The sequence below is a fragment of the Georgenia soli genome (assembly GCF_002563695.1).
Classification (GTDB): domain Bacteria; phylum Actinomycetota; class Actinomycetes; order Actinomycetales; family Actinomycetaceae; genus Georgenia; species Georgenia soli.
Window position 1 is genome coordinate 3845506 of sequence record NZ_PDJI01000004.1, and the last position, 20967, is coordinate 3866472.

Sequence of the window (20967 nt, forward strand, 5' to 3'; positions counted from 1 at the left end):
TGGTCTGGTCCAGTCCCGCGCGCCCACGCGCACCGTCCGTCTCCCGAGGTACTTGCGTGTCACCCATCCCCACCCCGGCGCAGGCCGCTCAGATCCGGCCGGCGGCGACCCCGCCCGCGCTGCTGCGGAACTTCTGCATCATCGCCCACATCGACCACGGCAAGTCGACGCTGGCGGACCGCATGCTGCAGCTGACCGGGGTGGTGGACGACCGCGCGATGCGGGCGCAGTACCTCGACAGGATGGACATCGAGCGCGAGCGCGGCATCACGATCAAGTCCCAGGCGGTGCGCATGCCGTGGGAGGTCGACGGGCAGGCCTACGCGCTCAACATGATCGACACCCCGGGCCACGTCGACTTCTCCTACGAGGTCAACCGCTCGCTCGCCGCCTGCGAGGGGGCGATCCTCCTGGTGGACGCGGCCCAGGGGATCGAGGCGCAGACCCTGGCCAACCTCTACATGGCCATGGAGAACGACCTCACGATCATCCCGGTGCTGAACAAGATCGACCTGCCCGCCGCCCAGCCGGAGCGGTACGCGGAGGAGCTGGCCAACCTCATCGGCGGCGACCCCGAGGACTGCCTGCGCGTCTCCGGCAAGACCGGGGCCGGCGTCGTCGAGCTGCTCGACCGCATCGTGCAGGAGGTCCCCGCGCCGGTCGGCGACGCCGACGCCCCGTCGCGGGCGATGATCTTCGACTCTGTCTACGACACCTACCGCGGCGTCGTGACGTACGTGCGCGTCATGGACGGCCAGCTGAGCCCCCGCGAGCGCATCCAGATGATGTCCACGCGCGCCACCCACGAGCTGCTGGAGATCGGCGTCATCTCGCCCGACCCGCTCCCCTCGGAGGGGCTCGGCGTCGGTGAGGTGGGCTACCTCATCACCGGCGTGAAGGACGTGCGCCAGTCCAAGGTCGGTGACACGGTCACCAACCAGACGAAGCCGGCGGCAGAGGCGCTGGGCGGCTACCGCGAGCCCAAGCCGATGGTGTTCTCCGGGCTGTACCCGGTGGACGGCTCCGACTACCCCGTGCTGCGCGACGCCCTCGACAAGCTCAAGCTCAACGACGCCGCCCTCGTCTACGAGCCGGAGACCTCGGTCGCGCTCGGCTTCGGTTTCCGCTGCGGCTTCCTCGGCCTGCTGCACCTGGAGATCGTCCGGGAGCGTCTGGAGCGCGAGTTCGACCTCTCGCTGATCTCGACGGCGCCCAACGTCTCCTACGACGTGGTCACCGAGGACGGCACCGAGGTCCACGTGACCAACCCGAGCGAGTTCCCGGAGGGGAAGATCTCCTCCATCCGCGAGCCCGTGGTGCGCTCGACGATCCTCGCCCCGAGCGAGTTCGTCGGCGCGATCATGGAGCTGTGCCAGGGGCGGCGCGGCACGCTCCTCGGGATGGACTACCTGTCGGAGACCCGGGTCGAGCTGCGGTACACGCTGCCGCTGCAGGAGATCGTCGGTGACTTCTTCGACCAGCTGAAGTCGAAGACGCGCGGCTACGCCTCGCTCGACTACGAGCCCTCCGGCGACCAGGAGGCCGACCTCGTCAAGGTCGACATCCTGCTCAACCACGAGCACGTCGACGCGTTCTCCGCGATCGTGCACCGGGACAAGGCGTACGCCTACGGCGTGACGATGGCCGGCAAGCTCAAGGAGCTCATCCCGCGCCAGCAGTTCGAGGTGCCGATCCAGGCGGCCATCGGTTCGCGCGTGATCGCCCGGGAGACGATCCGCGCGCTGCGCAAGGACATGCTCGCCAAGTGCTACGGCGGTGACATCAGCCGCAAGCGCAAGCTCCTCGAGAAGCAGAAGGAGGGCAAGAAGCGCATGAAGAACATCGGCCGGGTCGAGGTCCCGCAGGAGGCCTTCATCGCCGCGCTGACCTCCGACGCGCCGACCGGCAAGAAGTAGTGGGCCAGGGGGACGTCGGCACGGTCACGCACGTGTGCCGGGTGGCGCAGCTGCGCCCGGACCGCGGCACCGTCGGCGTGACGGCCATCGACAAGAGGCCGGTCGACGGACCGGTGCGGGTCGGCCGCTACGGCCTGCGTGGTGACGTGCAGGCCGACCGCAAGGACCACGGCGGGCTCGAGAAGGCCGTGTACGCCTACGACCAGGCCGAGGCCGACCACTGGGCCGGTGAGCTTGGCGAGGACGTGCCCGCCGGCCGGTTCGGCGAGAACCTGCGGGTGTCCGGGCTGCGCGTGGACGACGCGGAGATCGGTGAGCGCTGGCGCATCGGCGAGAGCCTCGAGCTCGAGGTGACCGGCCCGCGCACCCCGTGCGCGACGTTCGGGCGCTGGCTCGGTCAGGACGGGTGGGTCCGCCGCTTCACCGGGCGCGGCAGACCGGGCGCCTACCTCAGCGTCCTCACTCCCGGGGAGGTGTGCGCCGGCGACTCCATCACCGTGACGCACCGGCCTGGCCACGGCATCACGGTGGCCGGCTGGTTCGCCCGGCCCTCTGCCGGAGACGCTCGCACGCTGCTTGAGGCGGAGGCCGACGGCGCGACCGTGCTCGCCCGATACCTGCGCGAGCACGTCCTGCGGGCCGCCTCCCGGGCGGCCGTGCCGGCGCCCTGACGCGCCCTTCCGGCTTTCCCGTTCTCAACGAGCGCTGACCCCTTCTTCCCGCGCTCCCCGTTCCCGCGCGCTGACTGCTTTCCGCTCGTCCGGTGAGCATTCCAATGCTGCCTTCGTCCGGTGTGCCCGAACGGTTGCACCGCTCTGACCTGCGGCGATGTGAGCGCCGGGTCCAATGTCGTAGGTCACCTCTAGTGTTGTACGCATGTTCGAGGGAGACGGCGAGACGGAGGCTCCGGGGGCGTGGCGGCACGGGCCGGCGCCGGTGTCCGTGGAGGTGCGGCAGGCCGGCAGCACGGTGTCACTCCTGCCCCGGGTGTCGTTCGGTGCGATGGAGCGAGAGGCCGCGGCGGGCTCTGCGATGCCGGGCGGGCCTTCCGCGGCGCTGGCGGCGGCGGTCGAGATGGTGCGGGTGGCGCAGTCGTTGCCGTGGTGGGACGAGGCGCCGGGGCTCTCGGCCAGGGCTCCGGAGGACCCGTGGGTGGCCTCAGCGGCGGTGGCGGCAGAGTCGGCGCTGACCTCACCGGCGGCCCGCGCGCTGGAGACGGCTCGCCCGGGTCCGGCCCTGGCTGCCAAGCTCGCCGGATCCTCGGTGGCGGACGCGGACGACGCGGCGGTCGTCGAGATGGTCGCCGGCTGGGAGCGGGTGGCAGCCTGGGCAGCGGCACAGCAGGCGCGGGCGCTGTCCGAGCTGGCGGCCCGACGTCGACGCCCGCGTAACGGTGTGTTCACGTCCCGGGGAGCGGTGGTGGAGGTCGAGGCCCGGCTGGGCACCACGCTGCACGCCGCAGAGCGCAAGGTGGCGCTGGCGGCCGCGCTGGAGGAGTTGCCCGTGGTGGCGGACGCCCTGGCGGCCGGGCGGGTCGACGTACGGAAGGCGGACGTCCTGTGCTTCGAGGAGCCGGGACTGACGGCGGACGAGCGGCGGGGCGTACTGGCTGACCTCGTGCCGGAGGCGGAGTGGCTGACGGTGCCGCAACTGCGCGAGCGGATGCGCCGCGCCGCGCAGCGGGCGGGTGTGGCGGCCGCGCGGCGCCGGCACGTGCGGGAGCATGCGGGGCGCCGCGTCGTGGTCGAGGCAGCCGGAGAGTCGATGTCATGGGTCAGTGCGTACCTGCGGGCCGACCACGCCGAGGCGGTGCGCGCGGTCGTCGACGCCCTGGCCGACGGCTCCAAGGCCCCGGGGGAGACCCGCACGCTGGACCAGCGCCGGGCCGACGCGTTCGCGGACGTGTTCACCACGATGCTCGAGCGCGGCACCGGCCCGGCCGGGAGCCCGCTGCCACGTCGGCACGGTCAGCGGGCACACGTCCAGGTCACGGTGGCGTCGGGAACGTTGCTGGGGCTGGACGAGGAGCCGGCGGTGCTCGGCGGGTACGGCCCGATCCCGGCCTGGCTGGCCCGGGAGATCGCGCAAGACGGCACCTGGCGGGCGTTGTTCACCGATGCCGGCACGGGAGAGTTCGTGGCGCTGGGCACCAAGGCGTACCGGCCGGGGGCGGAGCTGACGCGCACGGTGATGGCCCGGGACGTCACGTGCACGTTCCCGGGCTGCCGGATGCCGGCCCCGCGGTGCGAGATCGACCACATTCCCGGTTATGACGCGGCACTGGCCGAGGTGGTGGTCCAGACCCGGCTGGAGGACCTGCACACCGCGTGCCACACCCATCATGACGGCAAGTCTCACGGCATCTGGAAGGTGTTCCGGGATCCCGGCACCGGGGTGACGACGTGGAAGGCGCTGACCGGCCACACCTACAGACGCCCGCCGGTGCGACCACCCGGACCTCCTCCCGACCCCGGGCCCGCGCCACCAGTGCCGCCGGACGACGAGCCACCACCATTCTGACCGGCACACCTGCCGGGGCCTCTGGGCGGGATGCGCCGCCGTGCCTCCCGTCGGACGTCCCGGGCGGGTGCGGCGACGATGGGGCGTGCGAACGCCTGCCCTCTCGGTGGGTGATCATTGAAGCCATGCCCCCTGCTCTGCCTGACGGTGAGACGCCGCCCGACGACGGCGCCCTGCCTCTGTCCAGCGCGCGCGGTGCGGTCGATCGTGACCTCGGCGTCTACCTCCACGTGCCCTTCTGCCGCGTCCGTTGCGGCTACTGCGACTTCAACACCTACACCAACGCAGAGCTGGGCGGCGGCGCGAGCGCCTCGAGCTACGCCAGCACCGCCCTCCGCGAGATCGAGCTGGCCGGCCGCGTGCTCGCCGACCCGGCGCTCACGGACGCCGGTCTGCCCTCGCGTCCGGTCTCGACCGTCTTCGTCGGCGGCGGCACGCCCACCATGCTGCCCGTCGCGGACCTCGCGACGATGCTCGGCACCGTCCGGGACACCTGGGGGCTCGCGCCGGGGGCCGAGGTGACGACGGAGGCCAACCCCGACTCCGTCGACGCCGCCGCACTCGACGCGCTCGCGGCCGCCGGCTTCACCCGGGTCTCCTTCGGGATGCAGTCGGCCGTGCCGTCGGTCCTCCGCACTCTGGACCGCACGCACGACCCCGAGCGTCTCCCCGACGTGGTCCGGTGGGCGCGGGAGGCGGGCCTCGAGGTGTCCGTGGACCTCATCTACGGCACTCCGGGGGAGAGCCTGGACGACTGGCGCACGAGCCTCGACGCCGCCGTCGCGCTCGAGGCGGACCACGTCTCGGCCTACGCCCTGGTGGTCGAGCCGGGGACCAAGATGGGGGCCCAGGTCCGCCGGGGCGAGCTTCCGCTCCCCGACGACGACGACGCTGCCAACAAGTACGAGCTGGCCGACGAGGTGCTCTCGCGTGCGGGATTCCGCTGGTACGAGGTCAGCAACTTCGCCAGGAGGGACCCGTCCGACGAGCCGGGGCGACCGCCCCGCCATGCGAGCCGCCACAACCTCTCGTACTGGCGCGACCAGGACTGGTGGGGCATCGGCCCCGGCGCTCACAGCCACGTGGGTGACACTCGGTGGTGGAACGTCAAGCACCCGCGCACCTACGCGTTCCGCCTTGAGCAGGGCCTGAGTCCCGCCGCCGGCAGGGAGATCCTCGACGGTCCGACCCGCGAGCTCGAGAGGGTGATGCTCGGCGTCCGCCTCGCGGACGGCCTCGAGCTCGAGCCGGGCACGGGACGGGTGCCCGAACGGCTCCGCGGCGCGGTCGCCGACCTGCTGCGCGAAGGGCTCGTCGAGTTCGGGCCGGCACGGCAGGGACGGGTGCAGCTGACTCTCCGTGGCCGTCTGCTCGCCGACGCCGTGGTGCGGGCGCTGACCGACTGAGGGACTTGCGTGGAGCAGGCCCGCCCGACGTTCGACCGTCGAATCCGTTGACGTAGCCCGGCGACCGCGGTTGTGTAGGTACCGCCGGTCCATGGCAGCGTCGCCCGCGACCGGGGAGGGAGCGCTCCCATGACCCAGAGCCCGCCTCCGGAGCGCCCCGAGGGCCCCCGGAGTTCCAATCCGTCCGACGAGCACCATGACGCCCAGGGGCAGCCCTCAGCTGACCACGGCCAACCGCCGCCCGCCTACGGTCAGCCGCAGCAGGGCTACGGCCAGCAGCCGAGCCAGGGGCACACGGCGGCCTACGGCCAGCCGTCGCAGCCGGGGTACGGCCAGCAGCCCCCGCCCGGTTACGGCCAGCAGCAGCCGCCCGGTTACGGCCAGCAGCAGGGTTACGGCCAGCAGCCGCCCACCTACGGCCAGCCGCAGCAGGGCTACGGCCAGCAGCCGAGCCAGGGGCACACGGCGAGCTACGGCCAGCCGTCGCAGCCGGGGTACGGCCAGCAGCCCCCGCGCGGTTACGGCCAGCAGCAGCCGCCCGGTTACGGCCAGCAGCAGCCGCCCGGTTACGGCCAGCCGCAGCAGGGTTACGGCCAGCAGCCCCCGCCCGCCTACGGCTACGGCGGACCACCGGCGGCGCCCCCGGTCCAGCAGACGTACGCCAAGCGCACCGTGTCGGTCGGGGAGGCGTTCCGCTACGCCTGGCAGGGCTTCAAGGCCAACGCCGGGCCGTGGATCGTGGCCGCTCTGGTGCTCCTCGTGGTGAGCGGGATCGGCTCGAGCATCGAACAGACGATCCGCAACCAGAACCTCGACGCGAACCGGCTCAACCCGACCGCGACCTTCGCCTTCGACCCGGCCGCGACGGCGGTCAACCTGATCTTCACGGTGATCAACTTCGCGATCACCACCGGTCTGGTCTCGGCCGCTCTCCAGACGGTCGACGGTCGAAGACTGGCCTTCGGCGACTTCTTCCGCGTGCCGAACTTCGCCCAGGCCCTCCTCGCCGCGGTGATCATGGCGATCCTCACGGTGGTGGGATTCATCTTGCTGATCATCCCGGGCCTGGTCGTGCTCGTCCTCGGCATGTTCTACCTGCAGTTCGCGATCGACCGCCGGCTGCAGGCGATCGACGCGATCAAGGCGAGCTTCCGCCTGGTGGTCGACAACCTCGGCGTCGCACTCGTGCTGATCCTCGCGTCGCTCGGGGTGCTCATCCTCGGGGCGATCGCTCTCGGGGTCGGGCTGCTCGTGGCCATCCCGATGGTCGGGATCGCCACCGTGTTCGTGTACCGGCGGCTCACCGACGGGCCGGTGATGGTTCCCGGCAGCGCCTGAGCGAACGGTGCCGCGATCGTGACGGTCGGGGTCAGTCGTGCACGGTGCCGCGATCGTGACGGTCGGGTTCAGTCGTGCACGGTGCCGCGATCGTGACGGTCGGGTTCAGCCGTGCTCCGGCACCGCCGTGACGAAGTCGATGAGCTCCTCCATCCGCCCCAGCAGCGCGGGGGAGAGGTCCTTGTAGTCCCGCACGCGCCCCAGGATCCGCTTCCAGCCCTGCGCGATGTCAGCCTGGTCGGCGTGCGGCCATCCGAGCGCCCTCAGCGTGCCCACCTTGATGTCCGTCCCGCGCGGGATGTCGGGCCACGCCCGGAGCCCCACCCGCTCCGGCCGGACGGCCTGCCAGACGTCGACGTAGGGGTGACCCAGCACCAGCACGTGCTCGCCGGCCGTGCCGGCGGTCACCTTCGCGGCGATGCGCGACTCCTTCGACCCCGGCACGAGGTGGTCCACGAGCACGCCGGCCCGCCGGGTCGGCCCGGGGCGGAAGTCGCGGAGCACCGCCTCGAGGTTGTCGACGCCGTCGAGCATCTCGACGACGACGCCCTCCACCCGCAGGTCGTCACCCCACACACGCTCCACCAGCTCGGCGTCGTGGCGGCCCTCCACCCAGATCCGCGAGGCCCGGGCCACCCGGGCCCGCTGTCCCTCGACGGCGAGGGAGCCGGAGGCGGTGAGCCGGCGCCCGCCGGCCGTCGTCGGCCCCTGGCTCCGCTGCCGCGCCGCCGCCGGGACCAGGTTGACCGGCTTGCCGTCCACCCAGAAGCCCGGTCCCAACGGGAACGTCCGACGGCCCCCGCGGCGGTCCTCGAGAACGACGACGCGCATCCCGCCCGACTTCTCGACGCGGACCACAGCGCCCACGAAACCCGAGGCCACCTCCTCGACCACGAGGCCTGGCTCGGCCGCCAGGTCGCGGGTGATGGGACGGTGGGCGTAGGACCCGGTTCGGTGCGGGTCGGCGGAGAGCACGTCGGAGCCGTAGCGGTCGTTCACCCGGGCAGGGTAAGCAGTGTGGGCACCGCCACCGCGGCAGGGACGCGCGTGATGCGTAGAATTAGCACTCAGGGGTTGAGAGTGCTGACCCGGGAGGAGGTTGGAATGAGCGAGGACCGTCGCCTCGAGGTGCTCCGCGCCATCGTCCAGGACTACGTCGCCACGCGGGAACCTGTCGGGTCCCGCATGCTCGTCGAGCGTCACGCCCTCGGTGTCTCGCCGGCCACGATCCGCAACGACATGGCCGCGCTGGAGGAGCACGGGCTCATCGCCCAGCCGCACACCTCGGCCGGGCGGGTCCCCACCGACAAGGGCTACCGGCTCTTCGTCGACCAGATCGGCACCATCAAGCCGCTCTCCGCTGCGGAGAAGCGCGCGATCCAGGTGCTGCTCGACGACGCCGTCGACCTCGACGACGTGGTGGAGCGGACTGTCCGGCTGCTCGCCCAGCTCACCCACCAGGTCGCCGTCGTGCAGTACCCCTCCCTCCGGCGCTCCACCCTTCGCCACCTCGAGCTGGTCCCGCTCAGCCCGCAGCGGCTCCTCGTCGTCATCATCACCGACACGGGCCGCGTGGAGCAGCGCACCATCGAGACCGCCGCCGAGATCGATCCCGGCGTCACCGCGGAGCTGCGGGCCCGGCTCAACGTCATCGGCGCGGGCCGCCGGCTCCAGGCCATGACCACCGAGCTGGAGGCTCTGCCCCAGCAGTTCGCGCCCGAGCACCGTCCGCTCGTCAATGCGGTCAGCGAGCAGCTGCTCGACGCGCTGCGGCAGGACGCGGAGGAGCGCATCGTGCTGGCCGGCACGGCCAACCTGGCCCGGTCCGACCTCGACTTCAGCCGCACGATCGGCCCGGTCCTGGAGGCGCTCGAGGAGCAGGTCGTCCTGCTCAAGCTCTTCTCCGAGATGGACGAGGAGACGGTCGCCGTTCGGATCGGGTCCGAGAACCACCACGAGGGTCTGGCGGAAGCGTCGATCGTCGCGAGCGTCTACGGTGGTGAGGCTCCCTCCGACGGCGTGGCCCGGCTGGGAGTGCTCGGCCCCACCAGGATGGACTACCCCGGAACCATGGGCGCCGTGCGCGCCGTGGCCCGCTACCTCTCCCGGATCCTCGCCGGGTAGCACCACCGGCACCGTCCGGCGCAAGCAGACTGACCCACCCCAGCAGAGAGTGACGTGGTGAACGACTACTACGAGATCCTCGGTGTCTCCCGCCAGGCGAGCGCGGAGGAGATCAAGAAGGCCTACCGCAAGCTCGCCCGCAAGCTCCACCCGGACGTCGCGGGCCCGGAGGCGGCGGACAAGTTCAAGGACGTCACGCGCGCGTACGAGGTGCTCTCCAACCCGGAGAAGCGCCAGATGTACGACCTCGGCGGGGAGTCCGCCCTCGGTGGCGGCGGCGCCGGCGCCGCCGGGTTCGGCGGCTTCCAGGACATCTTCGAGACCTTCTTCGGGGCGGCGACCGGCGGGGCGCCGCGCGGTCCCGTCCCCCGCGGGCGCCGCGGGCAGGACGCGCTGGTCCGGCTCGACATCGAGCTCTCCGAGGCCGTCTTCGGCGCCACCCGCGAGCTCCAGGTGGACACGGCCATCATCTGCCCCACCTGCCACGGCTCCTGCTGCCGGCCCGGCACGTCGCCGCGGACCTGCGAGGTCTGCCACGGGCGCGGCTCGGTCCAGCGCGTCACCCGTTCCTTCCTCGGCCAGGTCATGGCCACCTCCGCCTGCTCGGCCTGCCAGGGCCACGGCACCGTCATCCCGGACCCGTGCCAGGACTGCTCCGGCGAAGGTCGTGTGCGCACGCGCCAGACGCTGCGCGTCGAGGTTCCCGCGGGGGTGGACTCCGGCACCCGCATCCGCATGACCGGCCAGGGCGAGGTGGGCCCCGGGGGCGGACCCGCCGGTGACCTCTACGTCGAGATCCGCGAGAAGCCGCACCCCGTGTTCGTCCGTCGCGGCGACGACCTGCACTGCACGCTTCCCCTGCCCATGACGGCCGCGGCCCTCGGGACCGTCACCACGCTGGACACCTTCGACGGCCCGCGCGAGATCGACATCGAGCCGGGCACGCAGCCGGAGCAGGTGTACACGCTGCGCGACCTCGGCGTCGGCCACCTGCACCGCGGCGGGCGCGGGGACCTGCACGTCCACGTCGACGTCCACGTGCCCACGCGTCTGGACGACCGCCAGCGCGAGCTCCTCGCCGAGCTGGCGGAGCTGCGCGGCGAGGTCCAGCCCGAGCCGCGCCTGGCGACCTCCGGCAGCGGCGTCTTCTCCAAGCTGCGCGACCGGCTCTCCGGCCGCTGACCGGACCGCCCTCGTGACCACCGCCGTCTTCCACGCCGACGCCCGGACCCTGGCGACGGCGACCCCGGGCGCCGTCGTCACGGTGCGCGGCGAGGAGGCGCGCCACGCCACCACCGTGCGGCGCATGCGGGCGGGCGAGGCGATCGAGCTCGTCGACGGCGCGGGGGTGCGCGTGGCCGGGACGGTCACCGCCACCGCCCGGGACGAGCTCACCGTCGCCGTCACGGACGTCACCCGCGAGCCGCCGCCGGCCGTCCGTCTGGTGCTCGTCCAGGCCCTGGCCAAGGGCGGGCGCGACGAGCAGGCGGTGGAGACGGCCACCGAGCTCGGCGTCGACGCCGTCGTCCCGTGGCAGGCGTCCCGGTCCGTCTCGGTGTGGTCCGGCCCGAAGGTCGACAAGGGCCGGCGGCGCTGGGAGGCGGTCACGCTGGCCGCCGCCAAGCAGTCCCGCCGCGCCTGGGTGCCGAGCGTGCACGAGCTCGTCGACACACGCGCCCTCGTCGCGGGCGTCGCCTCCGCCGTCGCCGCCGGCGGGGCCGTCCTCGTCCTGCACGAGCAGGCCGCGACCCCGCTCGCGGGTGCCGTGCTCCCCGGGACCGGGCACGTCGCCCCGGGCGGCGAGGCCGGGCTGGCCCGGCCCACGGACGTCGCGGTCGTCGTCGGGCCGGAGGGCGGCATCACCGACGACGAGGTCGCCGCCCTGACGGCGGCAGGCGCCCAGCCGGTCCTCGTCGGGCCCCACGTGCTGCGCACCTCGACCGCCGGTCCCGCGGCCCTGGCCGTGCTGTCGCAGCGGCTCGGCCGCTGGGGCTGAGCGCGCACGGCGGGGTCTCGATATCCTGCAACCCGAGAGCGGCGCGTCCAGTGCCGCACCGCGACCGATCCAACGAGGAGAGCCAGGGCCGAGCGCCCGCCACCATGTCGCAGATCCCTGAACCGGACGACAACGACCTCCCGATCGGCCAGGTCCAGCGCCAGGTCACCGTCCCCGACTCCGTGCCGATGGTCGTCCTGCTCGGCCAGCGCGACGAGGTTCTCCGCGCGGTGGAGGGCGGCTTCCCGGACCTCGACGTGCACGTGCGCGGCAACGTCGTGACCCTCACCGGCCCGACGGGCGACGTCAACCTGGCCGAACGCCTCGTCGAGGAGCTCGCCACCGTCGCGGGCGTCGGGCAGCCGCTGACCGCGGACGCCGTCGGTCGCGCCATCACCATGCTCCGCGGGCAGGCCCTCGAGCGGCCCGCCGAGGTGATGACCACCAACATCCTCTCCTCGCGGGGGCGGACCATCCGGCCCAAGACCATCGGCCAGAAGCGCTACGTCGACGCCATCGACGAGTCGACCGTCGTCTTCGGCATCGGCCCCGCCGGCACCGGCAAGACGTACCTGGCCATGGCGAAGGCGGTCAACGCCCTGCAGTCCAAGCAGGTCAACCGGATCGTCCTGACCCGGCCGGCCGTGGAGGCGGGGGAGCGGCTCGGCTACCTCCCCGGCACCCTCAACGACAAGATCGACCCCTACCTGCGCCCGCTCTACGACGCGCTGCACGACATGCTCGACCCGGAGTCGATCCCGAAGCTCATGGCCGCGGGCACCATCGAGGTCGCCCCGCTCGCGTACATGCGTGGCCGCACCCTCAACGACGCCTTCATCATCCTCGACGAGGCGCAGAACACCTCGCCCGAGCAGATGAAGATGTTCCTCACCCGGCTCGGCTTCAACTCCAAGGTGGTCGTCACGGGTGACGTCACCCAGGTCGACCTGCCCTCGGGCACCAGGTCCGGGCTGCGGGTGGTCCAGGAGATCCTGGCCGACATCGACGACGTGACGTTCTGCCGCCTGACCAGCGCCGACGTCGTGCGCCACCAGCTGGTGGGCGAGATCATCGACGCGTACGAGCGCTGGGACGCCGCCGTGCGCCCGCACGAGAACAAGCCCCGTCACCCCGGTGGCCGGCGGGAGAGCCGGGGAGAGAACCGATGAGCACCGAGGTCGCCAACGAGTCCGGCTACGAGGTCGACGGCGAGGAGTTCGCCGCCCTCGCGCGCTACGTGCTCGAGGAGATGCGCGTCCACCCCCAGGCGGAGCTGTCCATCATGTTCGTCACCACGGACGTCATGTCCGAGCTGCACGAGCGGTGGATGGACGAGCCCGGCCCCACCGACGTGCTGTCCTTCCCCATGGACGAGCTGCGCCCCGGCCGCGCCGGGGAGGAGCCCGTCGAGGGCACGCTGGGCGACATCGTGCTGTGCCCGGAGGTCGCGGCCGAGCAGGCCCGCGCGGCCGGGCACTCCACGGTCGAGGAGCTCCTCCTGCTCACCACCCACGGCATCCTGCACCTGCTCGGCTACGACCACGCCGAGCCCGAGGAGGAGAAGGAGATGTTCGACCTGCAGCGCCGGCTTCTTCTGACCTTCCTCGCCGGGCGCTAGGGGGCCGCGTGGAGGGCATGATCGACCCGGTCCCCGAGTGGTGGCTGGTGGTCCTCGCCGTGCTGAGCCTCGCCGTCGGCGCCACCCTGAGCGCGGGCGAGGCCGCCCTGCAGCGGGTGACCAGGGCCGCCGTCGCCGACCTGGCGGCCGAGGGACGGGGCCGGGCCGACGCCCTCGGGCGTCTCCTCGACCGGCGCCACGACGCCCTGGGCGCCGTCGCGTTCGTCCGGGTGCTCGCCGACATGACCGCGGCCGTCTGCCTCACGCTGGCCGTCGCCGACGTCCTCGGCGTGTGGTGGCAGGTGCTGCTGGTCGCCGTCGCCCTGACGGCGTTCGTCGTCGCCATCGTCGTGGGCGTCAGCCCCCGCCGGCTCGGGCGCCGCAACCCGGCCCGCGTCCTCGCGGCGCTCGCCCCCGTGCTCAACCTGCTCGCGGTGCTCGGCGGCGCCGCCGCCCGCCTCTGGCGCGCCGTCTCGCCGCGGCCCGCCCGGACCGCGCTGGAGGTGCGCGAGGAGCGCGAGGAGGACCTGCGCGACATGGTCCACCGCGTCAGCGAGTCCGAGCAGATCGAGGACGAGGAGCGCGAGCTGCTCCAGTCCGTCTTCGAGCTCGGCCGCACGCTGACCCGTGAGGTCATGGTGCCCCGCACCGACATGGTCACCATCGACGTCGACGAGCCCCTCGGCCGCGCGATCACCCTGTTCACCCGGTCGGGCTACTCCCGCGTCCCGGTGGTGGGGGAGTCCACCGACGACCTGCGGGGCATCCTCTACCTCAAGGACGTCATGCGCCGCGTCCACCGCCGCAACGACACCGAGGGCCTCACGGTCGCGGACGTCATGCGCGAGCCGACCTTCGTGCCCGAGACCAAGCTCGTGGACGACCTCATGCGCGAGATGCAGGCCGAGAGCGTGCACATCGCGATGGTGGTCGACGAGTACGGCGGCATCGCCGGGCTCGTGACCATCGAGGACCTCCTCGAGGAGCTCGTCGGCGAGATGGTCGACGAGCACGACCGGGCCGAGCCGGAGGTCGAGCACCTCGGCGACGGCACGGTGCGGGTGCCCGCCCGCCTCCCCATCGACGAGCTCGGGGACCTCTTCGGGCTGGAGATCGACGACGACGACGTCGACTCCGCCGGGGGCCTGCTCGCCAAGGCCCTGGGCAAGGTCCCCCTGCCCGGGGCGGCCGTGGACGTCCTCGGCATCCACCTGGTCGCCGAACGGGCAGAGGGCCGGCGTCGCCGGGTCTCCACCCTGCTGGCCTCCCGGGTGCCCGAGGACGACGAGACGCAGGAGCAGCCATGACCTTTCCGTCCGACGACGAGCTCACCGCCGGTCCGAACGCCCTCGAGGGCCTCATCCCGGCGGGCGGGTGGCCCGAGGACTTCCGGGCGGGCTTCGCGTGCCTGGTCGGCAGGCCCAACGCCGGCAAGTCCACGCTGACCAACGCGCTGGTCGGCGAGAAGATCGCCATTACCTCCGGCCGGCCTCAGACCACCCGCCACGTGGTGCGGGGGATCGTCCACCGCGCCGAGGGCCAGCTGGTGCTCGTCGACACCCCCGGCCTGCACCGCCCGCGCACGCTGCTCGGTCAGCGGCTCAACGACCTCGTCCGCGAGACCCTCTCCGAGGTGGACGCGATCGTCTTCTGCCTGCCCGCCGACGAGAAGATCGGCCCCGGCGACACCTTCATCGCGCGCGAGCTGTCGCAGCAGCGCACCCCCGTGGTGGCCGTCGCCACGAAGGCGGACAAGGTCTCCCGCGAGCGGCTCGCCGAGCACCTCCTCGCCATCGACAAGCTGGGCGAGTGGTCCGCGATCGTGCCGGTCTCGGCCGTGAAGGACGAGCAGGTCGACGTCCTCACCGACGTCCTCCTCGAGCACATGCCGGTCGGCCCCCCGCTCTACCCCGAGGGCGAGCTCACGGACGAGCCGGAGAACGTCATGATCGCCGAGCTCGTGCGCGAGGCCGCCCTGGAGGGCGTGCGCGACGAGCTGCCCCACTCCCTCGCGGTGCTGGTCGAGGAGATCACCGAGCGGCCCCGGGAGAAGGGCGACCAGCGGCCCCCGATGCTCGACGTCCACGTCAACCTGTACGTCGAGCGCCCGTCCCAGAAGGCCATCATCATCGGCAGGGGCGGCTCCCGGCTGCGCGAGGTGGGCACCCGGGCCCGCAAGGGCATCGAGGCGCTCCTCGGCGCCCGCGTGTACCTCGACCTGCACGTGCGCGTGGCCAAGGACTGGCAACGAGACCCGAAGCTCCTCCAGCGGCTCGGGTTCTGACGCGGCGGTCCGGGGACGGGGCGCCGCACGCGGCGCTGAGCGCGCCGGCGCCGTGTGCGCCGTGCCACGGCGGCGCTCCCGGGCCGCGCACAGGCGAGGAACTACCCTGACCCGGTGAGATACCGCAGGCTGGCCGCCAGCATCGTGCTGGTGCTCCTCCTCGGTCTGATCGGCTCCGTGGCAGGCCCGGGGTGGAACCCCCAGCCGCTCGAGCACACCCTGGTCCCCGAGACCCCCGACACGACCATCGGCTCCGACGCCGTCACGGCGCCCGTCGGGACGTACGAGGTGACCCGGGAGGTCGTCGACGTCCGGGTCGACGACGACGTCACCGTGCAGGCCACGATCGCCTCCCCGGTCGGCGCGCCCGGCGGCCGTCCCGGCATGCTGTTCATGCACGGGGCCGGCACCGCCACCCACCGGAACTTCGCGGACATCACCACCGCGCTGGCCAGCGCCGGCGTCGTGACGATGGTGCCGGACAAGCGCACCGACACCTACTCCACCCGCTCCCGGGACTACGTCGGGATGGCGGAGGACTACCTCGCCTCGTTCGACGTGCTGCGCGAGCGGCCCGACGTCGACCCCGCCCGGGTAGGCGTGTACGGGGAGAGCGAGGGCGCGATGTCGGCGCCCATCGCCGCCGCGCTCGACGACCGTGTCGGCTTCGTCGTCCTCGTCTCGGCGCCCGTGCTGCCGATCCGGCAGCAGGGAGCCTTCGCCGCCGACTCCTACCTGCGCGAGGTCGGCGTGCCCGACCGCCTGCTCCGCGCGATCCCGCGTCTGGTCGGGGGAGCGTTCCCGGGCGGCGGCTTCGAGTACTTCGACTTCGACGTGCGGCCCTACCAGGAGCGGATGACCCAGCCGGTCCTCATGGTCTACGGCACCGGGGACGCGTCCATGCCGATCGTGCAGGGCGCGCAGATCCTCATGCAGGACCTCGAGCGGGCCGGCAACGACGACCTCACGCTCCGCTACTACGCCGGCGCGAACCACGGCATCCGGGTCGACGGCACCCTGGTGCCCGCGTTCGTCCGCGACCTCGCCAGGTGGACGCTCGGCCTCCCGGAGACCGCGGGCGCGCCGCCCCGCATCGCCGGCGCAGAGCCCGTCCAGGCGTTCCGGGCCGACGACGTCGACCGGCCCCGCTGGTACGCGACCGGCGACATGATCGTGATCGTCTTCGTCGCCGGCCTCGGGCTGCTCGCGCTCGGCGGACTCCTCGCCGTCGTCGGGCAGGCGCCGCGCCTGGTCCGCCGGCCGGCGAGCGGCACGGCCGCCCCGCTGGGGCGGTACACCGCCGGGCTGGCGATGGCGACGCTCGCCACCTGGACCCTCTACGCCTCCTACCTCATGGGCGTGACGAACCTGGCGCTCAACTACCAGCACGACTCGTTCCTCGTCCAGGGCGGCTGGCTCGCCGTCCAGGTCGCCGGCATCCTCGCCGCCGTCATGGTGGTCATGACCGTCGCGGCGGCGCTGCGGCAGGTCCGGACCCGCGGGGCGCGCAGCACCGGGGCGATGGGGAAGGCCTGCGTGGCGTGCGTCGTCGCGGGGAGCCTGGTGCTCCTCGTCTCCGCCGCCTACTGGGGCGTCTACCCGGCGGTGCTGTGACCGGGCGCCGGCGTGGATGCCGTCCGGACGCGCCGCGAGGCCGTGGCACCCTATGGGGTGGCAGACCGCACGCACGAGGGAGCGCACGTTGACGCAGTGGGGGATGGCCACCGACGCAGGTGGCCGGCGGAGCGTCAACGAGGACGCCGCTTTCGCGCAGGAGCCGGTCTTCGTCGTCGCCGACGGGATGGGCGGGCACGCCCGCGGTGAGATGGCGAGCCAGACGGTGGTCGACGCGTTCCGCGCGCTCGCGACCCGCGGCGCAGGTCCGATCACGGCCGACGACGTCGACGAGGCGGTCCGCCGCGCCGCCGCGGAGATCCGCCGCACCATGGAGGAGGAGAGCGTCGCCGGCCGGGCCGAGACAGACGGCCGCGACGCCGTGGCCGGCACGACCGTCGCCGGGGTGGTGCTGACCGAGCAGGACGGCGAGCCGTACTGGCTGGTCCTCAACGTCGGCGACTCCCGCGTGTACCGCTTCTCCGCCGGGCGGCTGCAGCAGGTGAGCGTGGACCACTCCCTCGTCCAGGAGATGGTCGACGCCGGCACCATCGACGCCGCCCAGGCGCGCACGCACCCGCGCCGCAACGTCATCACCCGGGCGATCGGCACCGGCGCCGACGCCGAGGTGGACTTCTGGATGCTCCGGGTCCAGCCCGGCGAGCGGATCCTGCTGTGCACGGACGGCCTCGTCGGCGAGCTCGACGACGCCCGCATCACCGACATCCTCGCCACGGTGGCGGGCGCCGCGCAGGCGGCCCAGACCCTGGTGTGCCACGCTGTCGCCGGCGGGGCGAACGACAACGTGACGGTCGTCGTCGTCGACGCCCCCGACGAGGCGAGCGTCGCCGGCACGACCGCGCGCACGCCGGGCGCCGCCGCCGACGACGAGGACGAGGCCGGGACCACGCTGCCCGGGGGGAACAGCCGATGAACGTGCACGAGTACCGCGCCGGGCGCTGGATCGCGATCGTGGGCGAGGGCGCCGTCGCGCTGCTGCACCCCGAGATCGGCGCCGCCGCGGCGCGGGACCTGTGGCGTCTGACCCGTTCCGGCTCGCGTCTCGGCACCTGGGTGGAGCACCTCGCGGGCCGGGGGATCCGGACGCTGCCGTCCTTCGCCATGGTCGAGGCGCACCCCTCGGGGCTGAGCGTGCTGGTGCGCGGCGAGCTCACCGTCCAGGTGGGCGACCAGCAGGTCAGCGGGGCCGGCTACACGACGTGGCGCGAGGCGGTCCTGCCCGGCGCCGAGGGGTTCACCATCACCGCCTCGCACGACGTCGGCCCGACGGCGCAGGAGTGGCTGCCGGTGGCCGGCGGCATCGTGCTGGCGTCCGCGGTGCGGAGCCCGGTCGAGCAGCTCGACGCCGCCCGGGACAACCACGCCGGCCTGCACCTGGCGCAGGACACCGACGAGGACGAGGACCTCGAGATCACCCTCATGCAGGCGCCCGCGCTCGCCGCGGTCATCGGGCGGCCCGCCGGGGCGGCGCAGGTTCCGCCCGGCTCTCCGACGGCGCCGCTCGCGGGCGGTCCGGCGACCGTCGCCGGGCGCATCGCCCCCGAGGTCGGGGACCAGGTGGAGCCGGCGGTCGCCGAGAAGGTCGACCCGGAGACGGCGGAGCGCATCGACCCCGAGGTGGCCGAGCGGATCGACCCCGAGGTGGCGGAGCGGATCGACCCCGAGGCGGCGGAGCGGATCGACCCCGAGGTCGCTGAGGAGGTCGACCCGTCCGAGGACGCGGAGTACGACCACCTGTTCTGGTCGACGGAGCAGCTCGACGCCGAGGAGGCCGAGCGCCGGAGCGCCGAGCTCGCGGCCGACCCCGCCACGCCGTCGCAGGCCGCACCGTCCTCGCAGCCCGTGGACGCGCCGTCGTCCGGCGACGGCGAGCGCCCGGCCACGCCGACGCTCGGGCTGGAGGCCACCCAGGTCCCGGAGGACGAGGACGACTTTCCCGCCCCGACGTCCGAGGACGCCCGCGAGGACGTCAGCTCCTCGTTCGCGCCACCGGTCGCGGACCACGTCCCCGGTGCCCCCGTGCACCCGGTGCGCTGGGAGCCGCCGGCCCCCGCGACCGGCGGCGGGCTCATCTCGGAGGTCCCGTGGGCGCGCCCGGCGGACGAGGGCGACCACGACGGCCACACGGTCCTGCCCTCCCAGCTCCCCGCGCTCCCGCACGACGACGCGCCCGCCGCGACGGGCGACGACGCGCAGGCGTGGGAGGAGGCTCCCGTCCTGGAGCTCGTGCTCTCGACCGGCCCGCGCATCGAGGTGACCCGGCCGGTCCTCCTCGGCCGCGCACCCGAGTCCTCGCGCTTCCGCGGCGGCGAGGTGCCGCGGCTGGTCACCGTCGCCAACCCGCAGCGCGACGTCTCGGGCACCCACGTCGAGATCCGGCCGGCCGGCGACCACGTCGTCGTCACGGACATGAACTCCACGAACGGCACGGTGCTCGTCCTGCCGGGGCAGCCGTCCTTCCGCCTGCACCCGGGCACGGGGGTGCCCGTGCCGCCGGGCGGGGTGGTCGAGCTCGGGACGGGCGTGAGCATCACCGTCGTGCGGGCCGGCGAGGACGCCGAGTGAGCCGCCGCGCGCCCGCCAGGCACCCGGACCTGCCCGGGTACACGTTCGAGAAGCTGCTCGGCTCGGGCGGCTTCGCCGACGTCTACCTGTACACGCAGCACATGCCCCACCGGAAGGTGGCCGTCAAGGTTCTCACCCGCGAGGCCACCGAGGGGCAGCCGCGCGAGCAGTTCATCGCCGAGGCCAACCTCATGGCCCGCCTGTCCGGGCACTCCTCGATCGTGGCGATCTACCACGCCGGCGAGGCCGCCGACGGACGGCCGTACCTGGTGATGCAGTACTGCCCGCTGCCCAACCTCGCCGAGCGCCTCAAGGTCCGGCCGCTGGGCGTGGCCGAGGCGGTCGGCATCGGCGTGCGCCTCGCGGGTGCCGTGGAGACGGCGCACCGCGCCGGCATCGTCCACCGCGACATCAAGCCCGCGAACGTCCTGACCACCGAGTACGGCCGCCCCGCCCTGACCGACTTCGGCATCGCCGGGATGACGACGGCGAGCGCGGACGAGACGGCCGGCGTCTCGGTGCCGTGGGCCCCGCCCGAGTCCGTCGAGGGCCACGCCGCTGTCGGGGTCACGGGTGACGTGTACTCGCTCGCGGCGACGATCTACACCCTCCTGGCGGGCCGCTCGCCCTTCACCCGGCCCGGGGGGCCGAACACCCGGCTCGACTACACCATGCGGATCCGCCGCGACCCCGTGCCGCCCATCGGCCGCGGGGACGTCCCGGCGTCGCTGGAGAAGGTCCTCGCCCGGGGCATGGCGAAGCTGCCGGCGCACCGCTACGCCTCCGCGCTCGACCTCGGGCGCGCGCTGCAGGTGGTCGAGCAGGAGCTGCGCCTGCCGATGACGGACATCGAGGTGCCCGACACCTCGTGGCTCGGCGGCGGACCCGGTGCCGCTCCCGCGCCCGACGGCGGCGACAACCGCACCGTCGTGCGCCAGGTCGTCGAGATCGACCCGCACCGCGCCGGCGGCTCGCCGCCGCACGCCGCGGCGGAGCCGGAGGACGCGGTCACCGCGCTGCGCGGCGCGTCGCCCGTCGCCGTCGCGGCCGGTGGTTGGGACGAGGGGACCGAGGGCGCCACCCAGCTGCGGGGCGCCCGCACCGCAGAACCCGAGCCGGCGGAGCCGGAGAGCCCTGAGCGGCCCCGACGGCGCAGGCTCGTGGCGGCCGGCGGCGCCGCCGTGCTCGTCCTCGCCGTGGCCGGCACCATCCTGGGCGCCGGCGCCCTGCGCGGCGAGCCGGACGTCGAGCCGACCGCCACCGCCGGCACGGGCATCCCGATCCCCGAGCGCGTGCCTTCACCGGTCGACCTCGCGGGCACCCGGGACGGCAGCACCGTGACCTTCACCTGGGGCGTCCCCGAGGAGCTGGCCGGCGAGGAGGGCCTCACCTTCACGTGGCAGCGCACCGAGCCCGGCGCCGACCCCCAGGTCCACCCGGCCGACGAGCCGCAGGCCGTCCTCGAGGAGGCGCCCGACCAGGTGTGCCTCGCGGTGAAGGTGCGCCTGCCCAACGGAACGACGTCGAGCGAGCCTGCCCGGTCGTGCGTGCCCTGAGCACGCACG

At 73.6% G+C, this 20967-nt stretch carries 17 protein-coding genes; 16 read left to right on the forward strand and 1 reads right to left on the reverse strand.

Annotated features, from left to right (window positions below):
- The first annotated feature begins 56 nt into the window (after positions 1 to 56).
- From lepA to ATJ97_RS20145, 5 genes are all read left to right on the forward strand, one after another.
- Positions 57 to 1916: a translation elongation factor 4 gene (gene lepA, locus ATJ97_RS18725; protein WP_245862742.1), complete on the forward strand. Its 1860-nt coding sequence runs from the start codon at positions 57 to 59 to the stop codon at positions 1914 to 1916.
- Positions 1916 to 2587 carry an MOSC domain-containing protein gene (locus ATJ97_RS18730; protein ID WP_211287288.1) on the forward strand — a complete coding sequence of 224 codons (672 nt, stop codon included), beginning with the start codon at positions 1916 to 1918 and terminating at the stop codon, positions 2585 to 2587. Before lepA ends, ATJ97_RS18730 begins: the two co-directional genes overlap by 1 nt.
- 205 nt (positions 2588 to 2792) lie before the next feature.
- Positions 2793 to 4436, forward strand: a complete 1644-nt coding sequence (locus tag ATJ97_RS18735; RefSeq protein WP_098485046.1) for an HNH endonuclease signature motif containing protein — start codon at positions 2793 to 2795, stop codon at positions 4434 to 4436.
- 125 nt (positions 4437 to 4561) lie between these two features.
- On the forward strand, positions 4562 to 5842 hold the full coding sequence (hemW, locus tag ATJ97_RS18740; protein ID WP_098485047.1) for a radical SAM family heme chaperone HemW: 1281 nt from the start codon (positions 4562 to 4564) through the stop codon (positions 5840 to 5842).
- A 129-nt stretch (positions 5843 to 5971) separates the two neighbouring features.
- Positions 5972 to 7180, forward strand: coding sequence for a DUF2189 domain-containing protein (locus ATJ97_RS20145; protein ID WP_211287419.1), 1209 nt, complete (start codon positions 5972 to 5974; stop codon positions 7178 to 7180).
- Positions 7181 to 7285: 105 nt separating this feature from the next.
- Here ATJ97_RS20145 and ATJ97_RS18750 read toward each other — a convergent pair whose 3' ends face one another.
- Complete coding sequence (locus tag ATJ97_RS18750) at positions 7286 to 8179, reverse strand: DUF3097 domain-containing protein (protein WP_098485048.1); 894 nt, start codon at positions 8177 to 8179, stop codon at positions 7286 to 7288.
- Between the two features lie 105 nt (positions 8180 to 8284).
- On the opposite strand from ATJ97_RS18750, the gene hrcA reads away from it, so the two are divergent.
- The 11 genes from hrcA to ATJ97_RS19580 all read left to right on the forward strand — a co-directional run bounded on the left by hrcA (position 8285) and on the right by ATJ97_RS19580 (position 20958).
- Positions 8285 to 9304: a heat-inducible transcriptional repressor HrcA gene (gene hrcA / locus ATJ97_RS18755; RefSeq protein ID WP_098485049.1), complete on the forward strand. Its 1020-nt coding sequence runs from the start codon at positions 8285 to 8287 to the stop codon at positions 9302 to 9304.
- A 57-nt stretch (positions 9305 to 9361) separates the two neighbouring features.
- Complete coding sequence (gene dnaJ / locus ATJ97_RS18760; RefSeq protein WP_098485610.1) at positions 9362 to 10486, forward strand: molecular chaperone DnaJ; 1125 nt, start codon at positions 9362 to 9364, stop codon at positions 10484 to 10486.
- Between the two features lie 13 nt (positions 10487 to 10499).
- Positions 10500 to 11300, forward strand: a complete 801-nt coding sequence (locus ATJ97_RS18765) for a 16S rRNA (uracil(1498)-N(3))-methyltransferase (protein WP_098485050.1) — start codon at positions 10500 to 10502, stop codon at positions 11298 to 11300.
- A 104-nt stretch (positions 11301 to 11404) separates the two neighbouring features.
- Positions 11405 to 12469, forward strand: a complete 1065-nt coding sequence (locus ATJ97_RS18770) for a PhoH family protein (RefSeq protein ID WP_098485051.1) — start codon at positions 11405 to 11407, stop codon at positions 12467 to 12469.
- Positions 12466 to 12918 carry an rRNA maturation RNase YbeY gene (gene ybeY / locus ATJ97_RS18775; protein ID WP_098485052.1) on the forward strand — a complete coding sequence of 151 codons (453 nt, stop codon included), beginning with the start codon at positions 12466 to 12468 and terminating at the stop codon, positions 12916 to 12918. Before ATJ97_RS18770 ends, ybeY begins: the two co-directional genes overlap by 4 nt.
- Before the next feature lie 20 nt (positions 12919 to 12938).
- The gene (locus ATJ97_RS18780) at positions 12939 to 14225 is read left to right on the forward strand and encodes a hemolysin family protein (protein WP_483866860.1); all 1287 of its coding nucleotides are present in this window, start codon (positions 12939 to 12941) and stop codon (positions 14223 to 14225) included.
- The gene (era, locus tag ATJ97_RS18785; protein WP_098485054.1) at positions 14222 to 15202 is read left to right on the forward strand and encodes a GTPase Era; all 981 of its coding nucleotides are present in this window, start codon (positions 14222 to 14224) and stop codon (positions 15200 to 15202) included. The genes ATJ97_RS18780 and era overlap by 4 nt, the downstream gene beginning before the upstream one ends.
- 114 nt (positions 15203 to 15316) lie before the next feature.
- Positions 15317 to 16816: an alpha/beta hydrolase family protein gene (locus ATJ97_RS18790; RefSeq protein ID WP_098485055.1), complete on the forward strand. Its 1500-nt coding sequence runs from the start codon at positions 15317 to 15319 to the stop codon at positions 16814 to 16816.
- Positions 16817 to 16904: 88 nt separating this feature from the next.
- Complete coding sequence (locus tag ATJ97_RS18795; protein ID WP_170037581.1) at positions 16905 to 17750, forward strand: PP2C family protein-serine/threonine phosphatase; 846 nt, start codon at positions 16905 to 16907, stop codon at positions 17748 to 17750.
- Positions 17747 to 19402 (forward strand): FHA domain-containing protein, encoded by a 1656-nt coding sequence (locus tag ATJ97_RS19575; protein WP_143427080.1) that lies wholly within the window; start codon positions 17747 to 17749, stop codon positions 19400 to 19402. The genes ATJ97_RS18795 and ATJ97_RS19575 overlap by 4 nt, the downstream gene beginning before the upstream one ends.
- Positions 19399 to 20958: a serine/threonine-protein kinase gene (locus ATJ97_RS19580; RefSeq protein WP_143427081.1), complete on the forward strand. Its 1560-nt coding sequence runs from the start codon at positions 19399 to 19401 to the stop codon at positions 20956 to 20958. The genes ATJ97_RS19575 and ATJ97_RS19580 overlap by 4 nt, the downstream gene beginning before the upstream one ends.
- Positions 20959 to 20967 lie beyond the last annotated feature (9 nt).